The organism is Pediococcus acidilactici DSM 20284, from assembly GCF_000146325.1.
GTDB classification, from domain to species: Bacteria; Bacillota; Bacilli; order Lactobacillales; family Lactobacillaceae; genus Pediococcus; species Pediococcus acidilactici.
The window spans coordinates 1,312,481-1,328,761 of the sequence record NZ_GL397067.1; the positions used below are offsets into that span (position 1 = coordinate 1,312,481).

Sequence of the window (16,281 nt, forward strand, 5' to 3'; positions counted from 1 at the left end):
TATGTGTTAAAATTTCAGACAAATTAAATGGACCCAAGCCTATATAATGTCTTAATCTGGTTGACAGTTTCTACCCAACGCCGTAAATGTTGGACTATAGGAATTTTTAACTTACATATTCATCAAAATGGCTGGAGAATGAGCTAGTCCGTTTGCTTTGTCGTGCCAATAATCGGGCCACTTCTAAGATACGGTGGGGAACGATAGACCTTGGTGACGGTGTGGTAAACTTCTAACCCTCATGTCCCAGCTTTTTTTAATTGTAGTTTGGCGCCTTCCAGACTATTTATAGGCTCGCTTTCATAACTTTTGAAAATATATGAAAACGAGGAATGTACTTTATGAAAACTAATGATTCGTATGCTGACGCACCAATTACCGAAATCACCCCGCAACTAACCGAGGGTAAAGCAGCGGTACTTGGTTTTCAGCACCTCTTGGCGATGTATTCCGGTGACGTAATCGTCCCCCTCCTTATCGGGGGCTTTTTACATTTTACCGCCGCCCAAATGACCTATTTGGTGTCCATCGACATTTTCATGTGTGGCATTGCCACCCTTTTACAAATTAGAACCACGCCGCTCACCGGAATTGGCCTACCTGTAGTGCTAGGTTGCGCAATTCAATCGGTCCAACCTCTAGAGCGGATTGGCGGTGGACTAGGGATTACGGCAATGTATGGGGCAATTATCGCGTCGGGACTCTTTGTTATTTTGGTTGCCGGACTCTTTTCTAAAATTAGGGGACTTTTTCCGCCAATCGTAACTGGTTCCATCATCACCGTAATTGGGTTTACCTTAATTCCCGTGGCATTTGAAGACATCGGGGGTGGAAATCCCGCTGCGCAATCATACGGCGACCCCAAAAATCTATTAGTCGGTTTGGTTACCGTTGCAGTAATCGTCTTCATCAACGTTTGGGCGCGCGGTTTCATGCGTTCCATTGCCGTGTTAATTGGGATTCTCGTTGGAACCGGCATCGCCGCTTTGTTAGGAATGGTATCATTTACCCCCGTTTTACAAGCAAGCTGGTTTCATTTTCCCCGCCCCTTTTACTTTGGGGTGCCGACTTTTAACCTCTCAGCGATTTTAACGATGATTATGGTGACCCTCACCACGATGATTGAATCCACCGGGGTCTTCTTCGCCCTCGGGGATTTAGTTGGTAAAGAAATCACCCAAACCGATTTAAAACGGGGATACCGTGCGGAAGGCGTTGCTGCCATTTTAGGCGGAATTTTCAATACCTTCCCGTATTCTACCTTTTCTGAAAACGTAGGGGTTTTGCAACTTTCCGGTGTTAAAAGTCGCAAACCGCTTTATTACGCTGCTGGATTTCTAATCCTCTTAGGACTCCTCCCAAAGGCCGGCGCCATGGCCACCATTATTCCTTCTAGCGTCCTGGGAGGCGCTATGCTAGTAATGTTCGGCATTGTCGGCATCCAAGGCGTCCGAATTCTCCAAAAGGTGAACTTCAATCAAACTAAAGATATCTTAATCAGTGCATTATCCATTGGAATGGGGTTGGGGTCAACCGTAGATCCGCAAATCTACCGAGCCCTCCCTCAAGCCTGCCAGATGCTCTTAACTAACGGCATCGTGGTGGCTAGCATCACCGCCGTGGTCCTTAACCTATTATTCAACGGCTACGATTCTTCTCGTTAATTGTTCCATCAGTAACTGTGCTAAAATTAAGTTAAATGAAGTTAATGTCAGTGAATGAAACGACCGACCCGCCTACTTTAATGGCGCATCGACCTTCGCTTTTGCGATGTCGCTTCGTTCTTGGCATTTTTCTTTTAGGATGGAGATTTATGATGGAAAATAATTTTATTTGTACATGGGCTCGGAACGCTTCCCCACTGATGCAAGCTTACCACGCTAACGAATGGGGCCAAGTTTCTCACGACGACCGTTACATGTTTGAAATGCTCTCACTAGAAGGCTATCAAGCTGGGCTCAGTTGGAATACAATCCTTAATAAACGGGCTGCCTTCAAAGAATCCTTCGCTAACTTTGAGGTCGCTAAGGTTGCCCAAATGACGGATGCTGACGTGGAAAAGCTTATGCAAAATCCAGCTATTTTACGGCATCGCGGTAAATTAAAAGCCACCATTACGAACGCTCAGGCCTTTATGCAGGTCCAGGCGGAGTTTGGCAGCTTTGATAAATATATTTGGCAATTTGTTAATGGCCGGCAAATCAACGACCACATCCGCATTCCGGAAGAAATCCACGCGCAAACCCCGCTTTCAGCAAAAATTTCTGCAGATTTAAAACAGCGCGGGTTTAAATTTGTGGGGCCGGTAATCATTTACTCATTCATGCAAGCAATCGGCTTGATCAACGATCATGAAATTGAATGCATGTATAACCCCGGCTAAGGAGGGCTCTGCTAATGGAAAGACTAATCCCCACGTCCGCAAACGGCACCATTCCCAATCTTTATTTTATTGGCCGGTGGGTTCCTAAAAAGTTTGCAAATCGTTCGGTGATGTACACCACCAACTTGGGTGCTCAAGTGACCTTTGAAGTTCAAAATGCTGCGAGCGTGATTTTGGAATGGATACTTCCGGACCTCACCATCCCGCAAACCGTCACGATTTTTGTTGACGATCAGCCTCGACTGATTGAACTTAACGAACCCTGCTTTGAACTTCAATTAAGTTCAAAATCCCGACACGTCGTGCACCTTTATTTCACTGGTAATACCGACCAAGACGAGGTTTGGACTTCTTCAGCAGGTTTAGCGCTTGCCGATGTCCATCCTTCTGCGGGTGGTCAAATGCACGCAGTTAAACCTGCTGGGCCCTTGGTTGCTTGGATTGGCGATTCCATCACGGCGGGATGTTGGGTACGTGAAAAAGTTCCTTCTCGCGGATACGGCGCCGACCTCAACTACGCAGCGCTAGTTTCCCGTAAATTAAATTGGGAAGACTATCGGGTCGCTTACAGTGCAGCCGGAATTATTCGTTATGGCACGGGCGGAGTTCCTGCCGCGCCCCGTTTTATTAACTACGTAGATTACGAAACTCCGGCACCTGATTTCCAACCTAAATTTGTTTTTATTAACTTAGGCACCAACGACTGGCAATTCGATACTTCAGTATTTGAAATGTACTTCACCGCCTTTATGAAGGAAGTTCAATTTAAGTTCAATGAAGCTCAAATTTTCGTGATGATTCCGTTAAACCAGAGCCATGCTAAAACAATCAAAGCCATCGCACAAACGTTTAATTTCACCGTAATTCCGACCGCTACTTGGAAATATTCCACTACGGATGAAGTTCATCCCGACGTGGCCGGATCGCAAGTTCTCAGTCGCCAACTGTTGGACTGGCTACAGATTCACGGCTGGGTTTAATCAGAGCTTGCCTTACTTCGTTTTAACCCAATCCCGGTGAAACCACTCAAGATTGAGAAAACGGGCGACAAAAGGCTAAAAAAGGCAAATGGCAAGTAGTCTAACGTGGCTACGTGGAACGTATTTGCCGCAAACGTCGCCGCCACGCCCCAAGGTACTAGGTAGTTAATGACAGTTCCCCCGTCTTCCAAAGCCCGGCTTAGCGCTACGTTTGCTAAGCCGGCTTTTTTAAAGGTCGCTTTGAAGGCTTTTCCTGGCAGAATTACCGATAAAAACTGCTCTCCAATCAAGAGGTTGGCTCCCATCGCACTAAGAACCACTGCTAAAATCAATTTGCCGTCGCTATTTAGTACTCGCGCAATTGGTTCCATGACCTGGTTGATCAATCCTAAATGAACGAGCACGCCGCCTAGTGACAAGGTCACCACAATCAAGGAGACGGTGGTCATCATGCTGGCAATTCCGCCCCGACTTAGTAATTGATCCACCTCTAGGTTACCAGTGTGAGCAACGTAGCCAGTTTCAATAATTTTAGCTAAGTGCTGCACGGAAGTAGCCGGATGTTCGAGCCAAATTAAACCTACCGACACCCCAATGTTGATGAACAGGGTGGGAACTGCCGGAACTCGGCGCCAAGCGCAAACAAACATTAAAATAATTGGAATCAAAACCCACCAGCCGGTTGCAAAATGGGCCTGTAAAACTGATTCAGTATGCTGAATTTTGCTAATGTCAGCATTTTGGGCGTCCCCTGCACCAAAAATAGCAAACAAGATTAACGCTCCCACAAAGGCTGGCAACGTTGACCACATCAAGTTGCGAATATGATCAAATAAATCGGCATCGACCACCGCCGCGGAGAGGTTAGTTGATTCAGAAAGCGGCGAGCACTTGTCGCCAAAAACCGCTCCGGAAATGATTGCTCCAGCAACTAACGCTGGGTTAATGCCCATCGTCATCCCCATTCCAAAAAACGCAATCCCCACGGTCGACATCACCGTAAACGCCGATCCGACGGCAGTCCCCACCAATGCGCAGACTACGAAGACGGAAGGGATGAACCAATTTACACTGATCATTTTAAAACCTACGAGCATCAACGTTGGGATGATGCCGGCCGCAATCCAAACGCTGATTAACGCTCCTACAAGGATAAAGATGAAAATCGGGATAATCCCGGTTTCGATCCCCGATTTAATTCCATCGTTAATCGCTTGCCAGCTAAACCCCCGTATTTTAGCCCAAATCGTTAATAATCCTAATACTAAGAGTACCGGTGTTTGGGGTGACAACCCCCACTTAATCACGCCGGTTCCTAAAATTGCCAACATGACAATCAAAACTAAACTTGCTTCCCGTGTCCTTACCTTTTGCATCCTCTTCCTCCTTAATTTAGCTAATAAAAAATCCCGGTTGTATTTAAAATACAACCGGGACGAATTAACCGTGGTACCACCCAAATTAGACCCTCCCTAGGGGACAGTCTCACTCACTAGATGATAACGGTTCTAGTTATTAGCCGTTCTTAACAAAACTATTCCACGGTATTTCGCCGCAATAATCCTGATCGGTTCGCAGCAACCACCGACTTCCTGACACCCAGATTATCCGCTACTTAATGTGAAAGTTATTGCGCTTTAATTTATTGTAGCTAGCCTATCATGTCCATTTTCAAACGTCAAATCCCAACCTTTATAAAATCGGCGACAAGAGCCGTGAAAAAGTTTGTTTGAACTTCAGCCAGCGTGATTGGCGGTTAAAGATACCCACCGTTTGCAAACTAGAATTTTCAATGTCGTTCAAGAATATTTCTTCTAATTGGTGAGCAATATTTTCGTCGTACATGAAGGCGTTAACTTCAAAATTAAGTTTAAAACTTCGAAAATCTAAATTTGCGGAGCCCACTGACGATACCTTTCCATCAACCACCATCGTTTTCGCGTGTAGGAAACCGTTATTGTAGTAATAAACCTTGATCCCCCACTTTGCGCATTGCCAAGCGTAGTACTGGGTCGCGCGGTACACAAAGACGTGGTCAGGTTTGCACGGCACCATAATGCGCACGTCAATTCCCGAATTTGCCGCCAATCGCAAGGCATCCAATACGCTATCATCCGGGATTAAGTATGGCGATTGAATCCAAATCGACTTCTTCGCCGCGTTAATCATCTTCAAGTAACCCATCTTAATCTTTTCAATGTCTGAATCCGGCCCGCTAGACACAATTTGTAAACTGGTATGCCCCTTAACCTCCGCAACGGGGAAGTAAACCGATCCTGGTTTAAATTCTTCACTTATCGGATGCACGCGGTCGGTAGCGTTCCAATCTAAAATAAAGCGAGATTGTAGACTATAAACTCCCGAACCGACAATTTTCAAATGGGTGTCCCGCCAGTAACCAAATTTTTCTTTACGTCCTAAATACTGGTCGCCAACGTTAAAGCCACCGACATAGCCGATTTTGCCGTCAATCACCACAATTTTGCGGTGATCTCTGAAGTTCAATCGAAAGTCGGTTAACGCCGAACGCGTTCCCAAAAAGGGAAAAGCCTGTCCGCCAAGCTCGTTTAACTTCTTAAAGAAACTCCGCTTGGTACCCATCGAACCCCACGAGTCCCAAAGCACCTTTACTTCCACGCCTTCTTTAGCCTTTTGTTCTAACAACTTTCGCAAATCATTTCCGATTTGGTCGTCATAAATTGTATAAAACTCAACGTGAATATGCTTTTGGGCTTTTTTAATTTCCGCAAACATGTCCTCAAATAACGCGTGTCCGTCAGTAATGATTTTGACGTTATTACGGCGCGTCAAAAACGCGTAATCCGTCCGTGAAAAGAACTGTACCATTCCTGCTGACTCTTTAACCACTTGATCAGCAGCTGTTAAAGTCGTTTCCTTTAACTCCTTACGTTGATGTTCCATAATTTGGTCTAATTCCAAGCGTGTTTTGCTTTTTAACGGAAATAATTTATTTTCCGGCAGCTTGCGACCGACAAAGGCGTAAATAACGAATCCAAATAATGGCAAAAAACATAGTACCAATAGCCAGGCCCAAGTCGCGGCAATATCCCGACGTTGTCTAAAAACCGTATATAAAGCTCCCGCCACGTTTAGTATTAAAATCCCATCAACAATCCATTTTAAAATCTGCAATGCCATCCCCCCATATTAATCCTATGCCTTATCATACTATCTCCTTTGGAAAATAAAAGTGATTTTTTATATTACCCCATTGATTATTTCATATGTAATCAAATATCCGACAAAATGTAATCTCGTAGCAATCAAAAATTCACAATTTCTTCACATTTTACTTCTATAGTACTAAGCATAGATAACTTTTTCATTTACTCCCCCCATAAGGTGAATGAAGGGTCTCAAGACCAGTTACTTATTACCTGTATGCGTCTCCTTAGTGAGACGCTTTTTTTGTGTTTAAAAAACAGGCAGACCAAATTTTGCGTAGTTCTCTAGCAACTGGTCTGCCTATTTTTATTTATACTGATTAATCTTTTGGCAGTTAATCCATTCCTTTAAATTGGGGGCGTTTATTAGGAATTAAATACTGCGCTGGTACCGGCTTACGCTGCGGATCTTCGCTCCAATACCGGGGGATTAAATGAATATGACAATGAAAAACACTTTGTCCCGCGGCCGCTCCGGAATTAATAGTCACGTTGTAGCCGTCCGGGTGGTATTTCTCATCTAGAATCGCTTTGTTTTGTTCAATTAAATCCCAGATGGCCTTCCGCTCTTCGGCAGTGACATCCCAAATTTGACGGACGTGCCGTTTTGGAATGATCAACGTGTGGCCCTTACTTACTGGGTAAAAATCCAGAAAGGAAGCAGCCAGTTCATTTTCCACAATGTAATCTGCCTCCGTTTTTTGGCAAAATACACAGTTTGGGTCGGTTTTCATATGCGGTCCCTCCATTCAGTCCCATTGTACACAAAAAGCAGGTTAAAAGGGGACTTTCAACCTGCTTTAAGTTATTCAACAGCTAAATCGTTGATATTCTTTTTCGCTTTTTCATCATGACTCCAGAACGGCACCTTCACGACGCCCATCACCTTCGACTTCTTTACAAATCCCCAATAACGGCTGTCGTTAGAAACGCTACGGTGGTCACCTAAAACAAAGTAGGAATCCTTTGGAACCTTTACCGGATTCTTTGCCCAACCATATTTATTAGCAATCGAGCTGAGCGTCCAATTTCCCGTTCCGGTTGTGCGTTGTTCCTCGTCAATAAACTTTTGCGGAACTTCTTTATCATTTACGTAAAGCTTACCGTCTTTATAACTGATCGTGTCGCCTGGAACCCCAATCACCCGCTTCACGTAATCAACTGGTTGAGTAGCCGCCGGATCCTCTCCGTGGGCGTCAAACACAATTACGCTCATGCGTTTAATTTTGGCTTGTTTCCAAACTAGCACCCGTTCGCTATCCTGTAAGTTAGGTTGCATTGACGAACCGTCAACCTTTACGATTTGGAACAAGTAAGTTTTAACAAGAAAAGCAATTAATAAACCAACTACGATCGGTAAAACCCAATCCCTTAAAAACCTCATTAACTCTCCTCCAGACTATCTCATACGACTTAATAATTTTAATTGTAGCCCAAAGTATCCTGGTTGTCTTAAGATTTTTAGTTTTGAAACCAAATTTTGATATTTCTATATCTTTTTGAAATATAACTGTTATATTCGGGTATTTTTAACTTAAATTGAAGTTCAGAATTTGCTTAAACAGTTAAATCTGAACTTCAATCACACTTCGTCAAAGTCAATGTCTAAGTCCTGCCCTAACGCGATATCCTCTTCCTTTAGGTACTGGTGATCCAGCATTTTCACGAATGGGTAATAGATAATAATCCCTAAAATAATCTCCACTAGTTGTAGTAGGGACCCGGTCCAGCTTCCGGTAGCGAGCCAGCCCGAAATAATTGGCGGTGTCGTCCATGGCAGTAAAACCCCGTTAGTCCGTGGCACCCATCCGAGGGTGAATACCACTCCCGAGATGAAGGTGTTCAATACCGGCACGATGATAAATGGAATTGCGATAATCGGATTTAAAACTACTGGCAGACCAAAAATAATCGGTTCGTTAATTCCAAACACTCCTGGTAGAATCGCCAATTTGCCTAACTCCCGAATCCGTTTAGAACGGCAAACCGCAAACATAACGATCAAAAGCGACAAGGTGCTTCCGCCGCCTCCGTAGGTCGTAAAAATATCAATAAAGGGTTGCGTATAAATGTGTGGGAGCGGAAGGTGGTTTTGGAAAGCCTTCAAGTTGTCCTGGGTAAGGACAAAGAAAATCGGTGACCAAACCGAATTAGTAATGGTTGGTCCGTTAATCCCAAACACCCAAAGCAAACTCGCTAAGAAGTTGTATAGCAATACTGATGGCAACGAGTTTCCTACGTGCTTAAGCGGTGCTTGTAACAAGGTATAAATAAAATTATATGCGGTATCGAAACTAGAAATACTAAAGCCGATCCGAATTAAGAAAAATAGCAAAATTACTAACGCACTCGGAATTAACGCATCAAACGATTGACTTACTGCTGGTGGAACACCCTCAGGCATTTTAATTGTCCAGTGGTGCTTCACGGCAAACCGGTAAACTTCCACACTGACAATTGAAATGAAAATCCCTAGGAAAATTCCGTTAGGTCCTACGTACATGGTTTGTACCGCGCTTACCGCCGTTTTACCAACCGTAAACGAAGTCGGGGTCAAAATGAGGAATGAAACTAAGGCAACTACCGCAGAATGGATGGCCTCGAGCCCCCGGTTCTTTCCATAAGCGTAACCAATGCCCATACAGGATAAAATTCCGGTGAAACTAAATACCGAATTGGAAACCGCACTAAACCATTCCGTCCAGTGTCCGCCTAAAATCCCTGTCCAAAAACTTTCCCAGCCTGGAATGGGAAAGTTGCCGATTAGCAGGAAAATGGAGGTAACGATGATTAATGGCGTGATGATTAAGAATCCATCCCGCAAAGACTTTAAAACCACGTTGTTTCCCAACTTAGATGCTAACGGCATTAATACTTGTTCAAATTTCTTCTGCATATCTTCCAAGCCCCCTTTGCTTTTAAATTTAGTAACAGTACTGGTTCTTAAAGGCGGTTAAATCTTCACGATTAGCCGCCAGTACGCACCCTTCTACAAGGTGATCAATTGCTACCGACAATCCCGTACCACCCTTTTTAGGCATTTTCACGATTAGCAAGTGATCCTTATACTGCTCAATAATGGCCGCGTTCTTTTCCAATGCCGTCGCTTGTAGTGCGGGAATTGTAGTATCCTTTTGAAACGCCGCGGTCAATTCGCAAGCCATTTGCGAAAATTCTGGGTAATCGTAAGTCGGTCCAATTATAACCACATCGGCGGCCATCTTAGCGGCCATTTTGGTGAACTTTTCCTGAACTAGTTCCGGATGTTCCCGGTAATAATCCGTTCCACAATAGAAAGTACCGATGACTTCTCCGTCTACCTTTGCCAAAGCTTTCGCGGTGGTTTCTGCGCTTCCCAACGCAACTTTTTTGCCGCCTAATGGGGTGTCAGCGCGTTCCTTACCACCTAGTCCCGCTTGAATTTGGTCTAAAATAATGATGACTTTCAAAAAATCCCCTCCTTTGATTTATTTAATGGGTGCCTTAATTCGTTTTTCATAAGCGTCCAACCATTCCTGCGTAATGGGTTCAATCCGGGTCGTTTGGTTTTCGGCAGGGTGGGCAATTAGAATTTGGGGCGCACTAGTTGCCGTAGCTACGCTGAAGGTAAATTCGACGTTGGTAGCTACTCCCCACTCGCCGTTCTTATTCAACGCAACTAATGAGAATTCACCCGCCTTGCCATAACGGCGCTTTAGTTTTTCAACGAACGGGTACACCGCGTGATCACAGGCGTCCTGTGGCGTTTCGCCTTCTGCCATTCGTCGAACGATTTCATAGGATATGCATCCCTTCATGATGTCTTCACCCAATCCAGTTGCTGCAGCACCACCGATTTCACTGTCAACGTAAAAACCGGACCCCGAAAGCGGTGAATCGCCAACCCGTCCCGCTTTTTTCATAAATAACCCGGACGTGGAAGTGGCTGCCGCCATGGAACCACTTTGCGCAAGCGTGAGGGCGCCAATCGTATCGTGCCCGTCGTATGGGCTAATTTGGGCCTCTTGAATTTCCTTTAAACGTTTTTGCCAACGAAGCTTCGCCCGGTCGGTCAGCATGTTACGCATTTCAAACCCGTTCACCAATGCATACTTTGTGGCGCCCTCACCGACCCGAAAGCTATTGAAGTGTTCGTGACTTAGTTGCCGAGCCACCGAAACCGCGTGGAGGACGTGGCGAATGCCTCCTACCGCGCCCTGAGCGAGGGTGTCGCCATCCATAAAGGCGGCGTCCATTTCGACCACTCCTTCTTCGTTTGGCAACCCGCCGTAGCCCACCGATTTATAGTAGGGATATTCTTCGACTACGTTGATTAAACTTTCAACGGCATCTCCCGCACTTGCATTTTCTTTCAGCATTTCACTGGCTTTCAAAACTCCGTCGTGTGCCATTCGCCAGGTGGCAATCGTTGCCCAATTTGTCATTTCTTTTCCTCCATTTTTGCTAAACCTACCATGGCATTCATGTAAATCTCCATGTTTAACTTCAAATCATGATTGGTCATCCACTCGTCTTGTTTATGTGCAATCCCTTTTTGCCCGGGGAACGATGGCCCAAAAGCAATAATGTTAGGTACCGCCCGGGCGTAGGTCGCTCCCGTCGTGGTTACGGGAGTTCCATCTTGCCCGGTAACCATTGCGTAAACTGCCGATAGTTGTTTTATCCGCGGATCATTTTTATCATGCATAGTTCCGGGTATCCGCCGAACTACCCGAAGCTCACTTCCCGGAAGAATCGCTTTTTTAAGTCCCGCGGTAACCTGTTCTTCGGTAACGGTCACCGGATAACGGATCGCAATACTTAACTTCAAGCCACCTTCAACTTTTTGGAGGAGGTAGGGCGTGACCATCAATTTGCCACTATCTTCGTCTTGAAAATCTATCCCTAGCCCCTCGCCAAAGTAACGTTGGTCAAAACTATCGAGAAGCCAATCAAAGTAAGTAACCAGTTCGGGGGCTAGTTCAGCCCGCTTCTTGATCGCCTTGGCTAGGAGCATGATGGCGTTCACCCCCAGCTCTGGAGCGTTAGAAGGGCTGCGTTTCCCCTGAACTTCAATCAATTGATTTTGAACTTCAATTGTAAGTTGGTCGGGGACGTGATCTTTAGCTTGGTCACCCGTGATGGTCGAAATTTGCTGTAATGCTGCCAACTTAATTTGGGTATCGATTTCATAATTAACAATTCCACGCTCCCCATAGACTGCTGGAAATTTACAATCAGGAGTAAATCCAAATTCGGGTGCTGGTTGTTCCTTTAGATAAAGGGGGATGTCCGCACTCCCGCTTTCCTCATCGCTACCAAAAATGATTCGCAAGGTTTTCCGGGGATAAAATCCGCGTTCTTTAAGTAAATGCATCCCAAACAGCACCGCCATGATGGGCCCTTTATTATCTAAGACACCCCGGCCATACAAGGTGTCCTCCCGAATATTTAACTTAAAGGGATCGCTCTGCCAACCTTCACCAGCTGCGACCACATCCAGGTGGCCAACGATTACTATGTAGTCGCTTGTGTCGGGACCCCACTGTGCTACCGCAACGGCATCATTGACAATGCTTGTTTTAAACCCGTACTGGTCAGCTAACTTCACGGCCACAGTTAATACTTGGCGAGGACCTTTCCCAAAGGGTGCGTGAAGTTCAGCTGGCCCACGGACACTTTGAACTTCAATCACCTTTGCTAAATCACGTAAAAATTCATCGTAATGTGCTTCAATCAGTGCTTTAAACTCTTGGTTAACCACCATTATTTTCCTCCTTGTTCCAAACGAGTCAGGGTCGTTTTAAAGGTGTACTTATCGGCCCGGTAATAAGACGTGTCGTAGAAAATTGGTTGCCCATCTGCCGTGTAGGTAAGCGAGTGAACGCATAGAATGGGATCTCCCTCCTGAACATGCAGTAACTTCGCTAGCTTTTCGTCGACCTTAATGGCTTCGATTTCTTGGTTGGAATAGGCAATTTCAACCGTTTCTGCCAAGATCTGAAACAATGAATGTTTAAAATCGTTTTTTTGATGGTTGGCTACGTACTTATGTAAAATTACGATATCTTCGATAGTCATCGGATCATCATCCCAAAAACGTCGGCGCACTAGTTCATCAACTTCAGGTTGCGGATTATTACGTAAGTTTAATTTTTCTTCCACCCGCTGGTCTGGTTGAATCAACGGTTGGTAATCAAGGACCTGCGTTCGACTTTGTTTGCCATAAGTTTCGGCAGCTTCCGTAAAGCTTTGTAGACCCATCCGGCCGCTTTCAACCTTATTGGACGAATTCGTCGACATAATGTAAGTTCCCTTTCCAGGATCCTTCACCAAAATTTTGGCGGTCACCAGCCGTTCAATTGCCTTCCGCACCGTCAGTCGGCTCACCCCGTATTCGTCGGCAAGTTGATATTCTGAAGGTAACCGCTGCATATTAGAATAAATTCCCTGCTGAATCCGTTCCACAAGGCTTTGCGCTACTTTTTCAAACTTTGTTTTTGGCATTCTTTTGCTCCTCATCGCAAATCATCCGTTTTGATTTACGGTATATACTACATTGTGTTTATCATATTTGCAAGCGCTTTCTGAAAATTGGTATATTTATTTCCTGTATTATTTTTCATTCTCCACACAAAAAAACGGCTTACTTAACCATTAAATTTCTTCATTGGTTAAGAAGCCGTGGAACTTAATTTGAACTTAAAAATACCAGTTGCCGACCACTAGATAATTCTTCGCAGAATTGGTAGCCTCGCTGCGCAAACTGCTTTAGTTGCGCAACCTTTTGAACTTCATTTTCTGCCATAAATCGCACCATTTCACCACGTGCAATTTTAGCTTTGGTAGCTTTTTGCCTTACTTTACCATTCACTAGTTCGCCAAAGACGCAGGTTACCATCTGTTGGTCTGCTTGTAAATAGGGCTCTATTACCCGAGCATATTCTTTAGATGCTAAGTTGATCACCACTTCGGTCTCTTTAAATAATTGGTGATAGATTTGGGCGCCCCAGAAGTCGTATAAATTTTGCTGACCTGCAATTTGTAAGCGGGCCTGCATTTCCAACCGGTAGGGCACAATTCCGTCAAACGGACGCAAAATTCCATAGAGTCCTGAGAGAATCCGCAAATGATCCTGTAAATAGTTAAGCTGCGGACTAGTCATTAAGTCGGCACCCAAGCTTTGATATTGGATACCAGTATACGCAAGCACGGCGGGCGTTTGGTTGCGTAACAAATCAAGTCGGCGCGTATTTTCGTAGTTGATTACAGCTAGCCGATCACTGCATTTCCAAAGCTGCTGAAGTTCATTTAAGCTCATTTTTTTCAATCGATTAACAATTTGTTGGGCCTGGCTTAGAAAACGCGGTTGGTTAAGGACGGCAAAGGAATCCGTATCCACCTGCATTTGCTTAGCTGGCGCAATGATTATTTTTATGATATTTATTCACCACTCTTTAGTTCATTCTAACAAATTCGACGCGTTTGTTTCACGTGGAACTGTAAAACAAAAAGAATGTGTGCCAAAAATCGGGTAGTTTGCGAGCATTAACTGAAAATTGACCATTGTGCCTGATTTTGGCATGATGGTCAATTTTTGGTTAAGCGGAATAAACTGACTTTTGGAACACGTTTTGGCTCTATTGAAGTCAAAACGCCAAAATAAAAACGATTCATGAGGAATTTTTACCTCATGAACCGTTTTTTGTTTAAAGACTTTTGGCACAACCCCAATTTTAGGTTAAGCGGAATAAACTGATTTTTGATGCACGTTTTAACCATAATTAAAGTCAAAGCGCCCAAGTGTTTTTTAGTTTTTCTCAGCCTTTTATTTAATTAAATCTTCGCAATTTTTCCTTGCTGAATATAAACGCTCAAGATTGCGATATCCGCAGGAGTTACTCCGCTGATCCGAGAAGCTTGCGCAATCGTGGTTGGCCGAATTTTTTCTAACTTTTGCCGTCCTTCAGTTGCTAACCCGCTAATCGCGTTATAGTCGATTCGATCAGGAATTACCTTAGCTTCCATCTTCTTCAACCGGTCAACTCGTTCTTGGGCTTTCTTGATATAGCCGGCGTACTTAATTTCAATTTCCACCTGTTCAACAACCCGGCGATCGAGCTGCTTTTCTGAAGCTGGAATGAACTTCAGCAAATCTGCGTAGGTAACTTCCGGACGCCGCAAGAATTCGGCTGCCAGAACACCATCCTTTAAGCCATGGGAACCTTTAGACTCCAAAAATTCCTTTACTTGACCAGGCTTAATGCGAATTTGTTCCAAACGGTGAAGTTCATCTTGAATATCCGCCTTCTTTTGTAAGAATGCCGCATATTCTTCTTCACTAACCAAACCAAGGTCGTGACCCATTTCAGTTAACCGTAAATCGGCGTTATCATGCCGCAAAATTAACCGGTATTCTGCCCGACTAGTTAACAAGCGGTACGGTTCCTTAGTTCCCTTAGTAACCAAATCGTCAATCATTACTCCGATATAAGCATCGCTGCGTTTTAGCGTAAAGGGTTCCTGTCCGAGTGCCCGACGACCTGCGTTAATTCCCGCAATTAAACCTTGTCCGGCTGCTTCTTCATAACCAGAAGTTCCGTTAGTTTGACCCGCGGTGTAAAGGTTCTTAATTAACTTCGTTTCCAAAGTGTTCTTTAATTGATAAGGAGCCACCACGTCGTATTCAATAGCGTAACCAGGGCGCATCATTTCTGCGTCCTCTAACCCCTTGATGGAGTGCAAAATTTGTTGCTGCACTTCTTCTGGCATCGACGTCGAAAGCCCTTGAACGTACCATTCGTCGGTCTTCCGGCCTTCAGGTTCAAGGAAGAGTTGGTGGCGGTCCTTGTCCGCGAAGCGTACGATTTTATCTTCAATTGAAGGACAATAACGTGGTCCCACGCCCTCAATTACTCCGGAAAACATGGGTGCTCGACTGAGGTTTTCCCGGATAATTTCGTGCGTCTTCTCGTTGGTGTAGGTTAACCAACACGACAATTGATTCTTTAATTCCAAATACTTACTATCCGGAGTTTGGAAACTAAAATGGTTGGGTTCCTCATCACCAGGTTGTTCTTCGGTTTCGGCATAATGGATCGTTCCGCCATCAACCCGGGGTGGGGTCCCCGTCTTAAACCGTTCTAATTCAAAATGATACTTTTCAGTTAAATTCTTCGTCAACTCTAAAGCTGCTTGGGAGTTGTTTGGTCCCGAAGAGTATTGTAATTCCCCAATGATAATTTTACCGCGTGCGGCGGTTCCAAGAGTTAGCACAACGCTTTTTGCGTGGTAGCGCGCCCCGGTATTGGTAATTACTCCCTTGCAGACCCCGTCTTCAACAATTAAATCATCTACAATGCCTTGACGTAACGTTAAGTTAGGTTCCGCTTCAATCGTCTTTTTCATTTCGGCGTGGTAGGCATGCTTATCAGCTTGGGCACGCAATGCCCGCACTGCTGGGCCTTTCCCGGTATTTAACATCCGCATTTGAACGTAAGTTTTATCGATATTGCGACCCATTTCACCGCCTAAAGCGTCAATTTCCCGCACGACAATTCCCTTTGCGGGTCCTCCAATCGACGGGTTACATGGCATAAAGGCCACCATATCAAGGTTAATCGTCATTAAAAGGGTCTTGTTGCCCATCCGGGCCGCTGCTAAAGCCGCTTCGGATCCCGCATGGCCGGCCCCTACTACAATCACATCGTAATCGCGGCCGTCATATTGTTTTACTTCCAACATTCTTCAACTC

Annotated in this window: 14 protein-coding genes and 1 riboswitch; of the genes, 3 read left to right on the forward strand and 11 right to left on the reverse strand. The window is 44.8% G+C overall.

All coding sequences use genetic code 11. The features are described from left to right. Positions 1 to 19 precede the first annotated feature (19 nt). A riboswitch (purine riboswitch) is annotated at positions 20 to 117 on the forward strand. A gap of 224 nt (positions 118 to 341) precedes the next feature. The 3 genes from HMPREF0623_RS06420 to HMPREF0623_RS06430 all read left to right on the forward strand — a co-directional run bounded on the left by HMPREF0623_RS06420 (position 342) and on the right by HMPREF0623_RS06430 (position 3,363). Continuing rightward, positions 342 to 1,664, forward strand: a complete 1,323-nt coding sequence (locus HMPREF0623_RS06420) for a nucleobase:cation symporter-2 family protein (RefSeq protein WP_004166402.1) — start codon at positions 342 to 344, stop codon at positions 1,662 to 1,664. 152 nt (positions 1,665 to 1,816) lie between these two features. Further along, positions 1,817 to 2,383, forward strand: a complete 567-nt coding sequence (locus HMPREF0623_RS06425) for a DNA-3-methyladenine glycosylase I (RefSeq protein WP_002832643.1) — start codon at positions 1,817 to 1,819, stop codon at positions 2,381 to 2,383. 14 nt (positions 2,384 to 2,397) lie between these two features. Continuing rightward, positions 2,398 to 3,363 (forward strand): SGNH/GDSL hydrolase family protein, encoded by a 966-nt coding sequence (locus HMPREF0623_RS06430; protein ID WP_004166403.1) that lies wholly within the window; start codon positions 2,398 to 2,400, stop codon positions 3,361 to 3,363. Here the strand turns inward: HMPREF0623_RS06430 and nhaC are convergent. The 11 genes from nhaC to mnmG form a co-directional block, all read right to left on the reverse strand. Continuing rightward, a complete protein-coding gene (gene nhaC / locus HMPREF0623_RS06435) occupies positions 3,360 to 4,739 on the reverse strand; it encodes a Na+/H+ antiporter NhaC (RefSeq protein ID WP_002829349.1) in 1,380 nt (459 codons plus the stop codon). The genes HMPREF0623_RS06430 and nhaC overlap by 4 nt on opposite strands. A gap of 316 nt (positions 4,740 to 5,055) precedes the next feature. Continuing rightward, complete coding sequence (gene cls, locus HMPREF0623_RS06440) at positions 5,056 to 6,522, reverse strand: cardiolipin synthase (RefSeq protein ID WP_004166404.1); 1,467 nt, start codon at positions 6,520 to 6,522, stop codon at positions 5,056 to 5,058. A 361-nt stretch (positions 6,523 to 6,883) separates the two neighbouring features. Beyond that, a complete protein-coding gene (locus HMPREF0623_RS06445) occupies positions 6,884 to 7,282 on the reverse strand; it encodes an HIT family protein (RefSeq protein ID WP_002832647.1) in 399 nt (132 codons plus the stop codon). Between the two features lie 71 nt (positions 7,283 to 7,353). Beyond that, positions 7,354 to 7,932, reverse strand: coding sequence for a signal peptidase I (lepB, locus tag HMPREF0623_RS06450; RefSeq protein WP_002829343.1), 579 nt, complete (start codon positions 7,930 to 7,932; stop codon positions 7,354 to 7,356). Positions 7,933 to 8,130: 198 nt separating this feature from the next. Then, positions 8,131 to 9,444: a PTS sugar transporter subunit IIC gene (locus HMPREF0623_RS06455; RefSeq protein ID WP_004166405.1), complete on the reverse strand. Its 1,314-nt coding sequence runs from the start codon at positions 9,442 to 9,444 to the stop codon at positions 8,131 to 8,133. 28 nt (positions 9,445 to 9,472) lie between these two features. Continuing rightward, positions 9,473 to 9,997 (reverse strand): GrdB-related putative oxidoreductase, encoded by a 525-nt coding sequence (locus tag HMPREF0623_RS06460; RefSeq protein WP_002829340.1) that lies wholly within the window; start codon positions 9,995 to 9,997, stop codon positions 9,473 to 9,475. An 18-nt stretch (positions 9,998 to 10,015) separates the two neighbouring features. Beyond that, positions 10,016 to 10,972: a N(4)-(beta-N-acetylglucosaminyl)-L-asparaginase gene (locus HMPREF0623_RS06465; RefSeq protein WP_002829338.1), complete on the reverse strand. Its 957-nt coding sequence runs from the start codon at positions 10,970 to 10,972 to the stop codon at positions 10,016 to 10,018. Further along, positions 10,969 to 12,294, reverse strand: a complete 1,326-nt coding sequence (locus tag HMPREF0623_RS06470; RefSeq protein ID WP_004166406.1) for a Sapep family Mn(2+)-dependent dipeptidase — start codon at positions 12,292 to 12,294, stop codon at positions 10,969 to 10,971. The genes HMPREF0623_RS06465 and HMPREF0623_RS06470 overlap by 4 nt, the downstream gene beginning before the upstream one ends. Continuing rightward, a complete protein-coding gene (locus HMPREF0623_RS06475) occupies positions 12,294 to 13,034 on the reverse strand; it encodes a GntR family transcriptional regulator, LSA1692 subfamily (protein WP_002829336.1) in 741 nt (246 codons plus the stop codon). The genes HMPREF0623_RS06470 and HMPREF0623_RS06475 overlap by 1 nt, the downstream gene beginning before the upstream one ends. 184 nt (positions 13,035 to 13,218) lie before the next feature. Beyond that, entirely contained in the window at positions 13,219 to 13,965 is a 747-nt protein-coding gene (yaaA, locus tag HMPREF0623_RS06480) for a peroxide stress protein YaaA (RefSeq protein WP_036671353.1), read from the reverse strand. 398 nt (positions 13,966 to 14,363) lie between these two features. After that, positions 14,364 to 16,271, reverse strand: a complete 1,908-nt coding sequence (mnmG, locus tag HMPREF0623_RS06485; protein ID WP_002829334.1) for a tRNA uridine-5-carboxymethylaminomethyl(34) synthesis enzyme MnmG — start codon at positions 16,269 to 16,271, stop codon at positions 14,364 to 14,366. Positions 16,272 to 16,281: the final 10 nt, after the last annotated feature.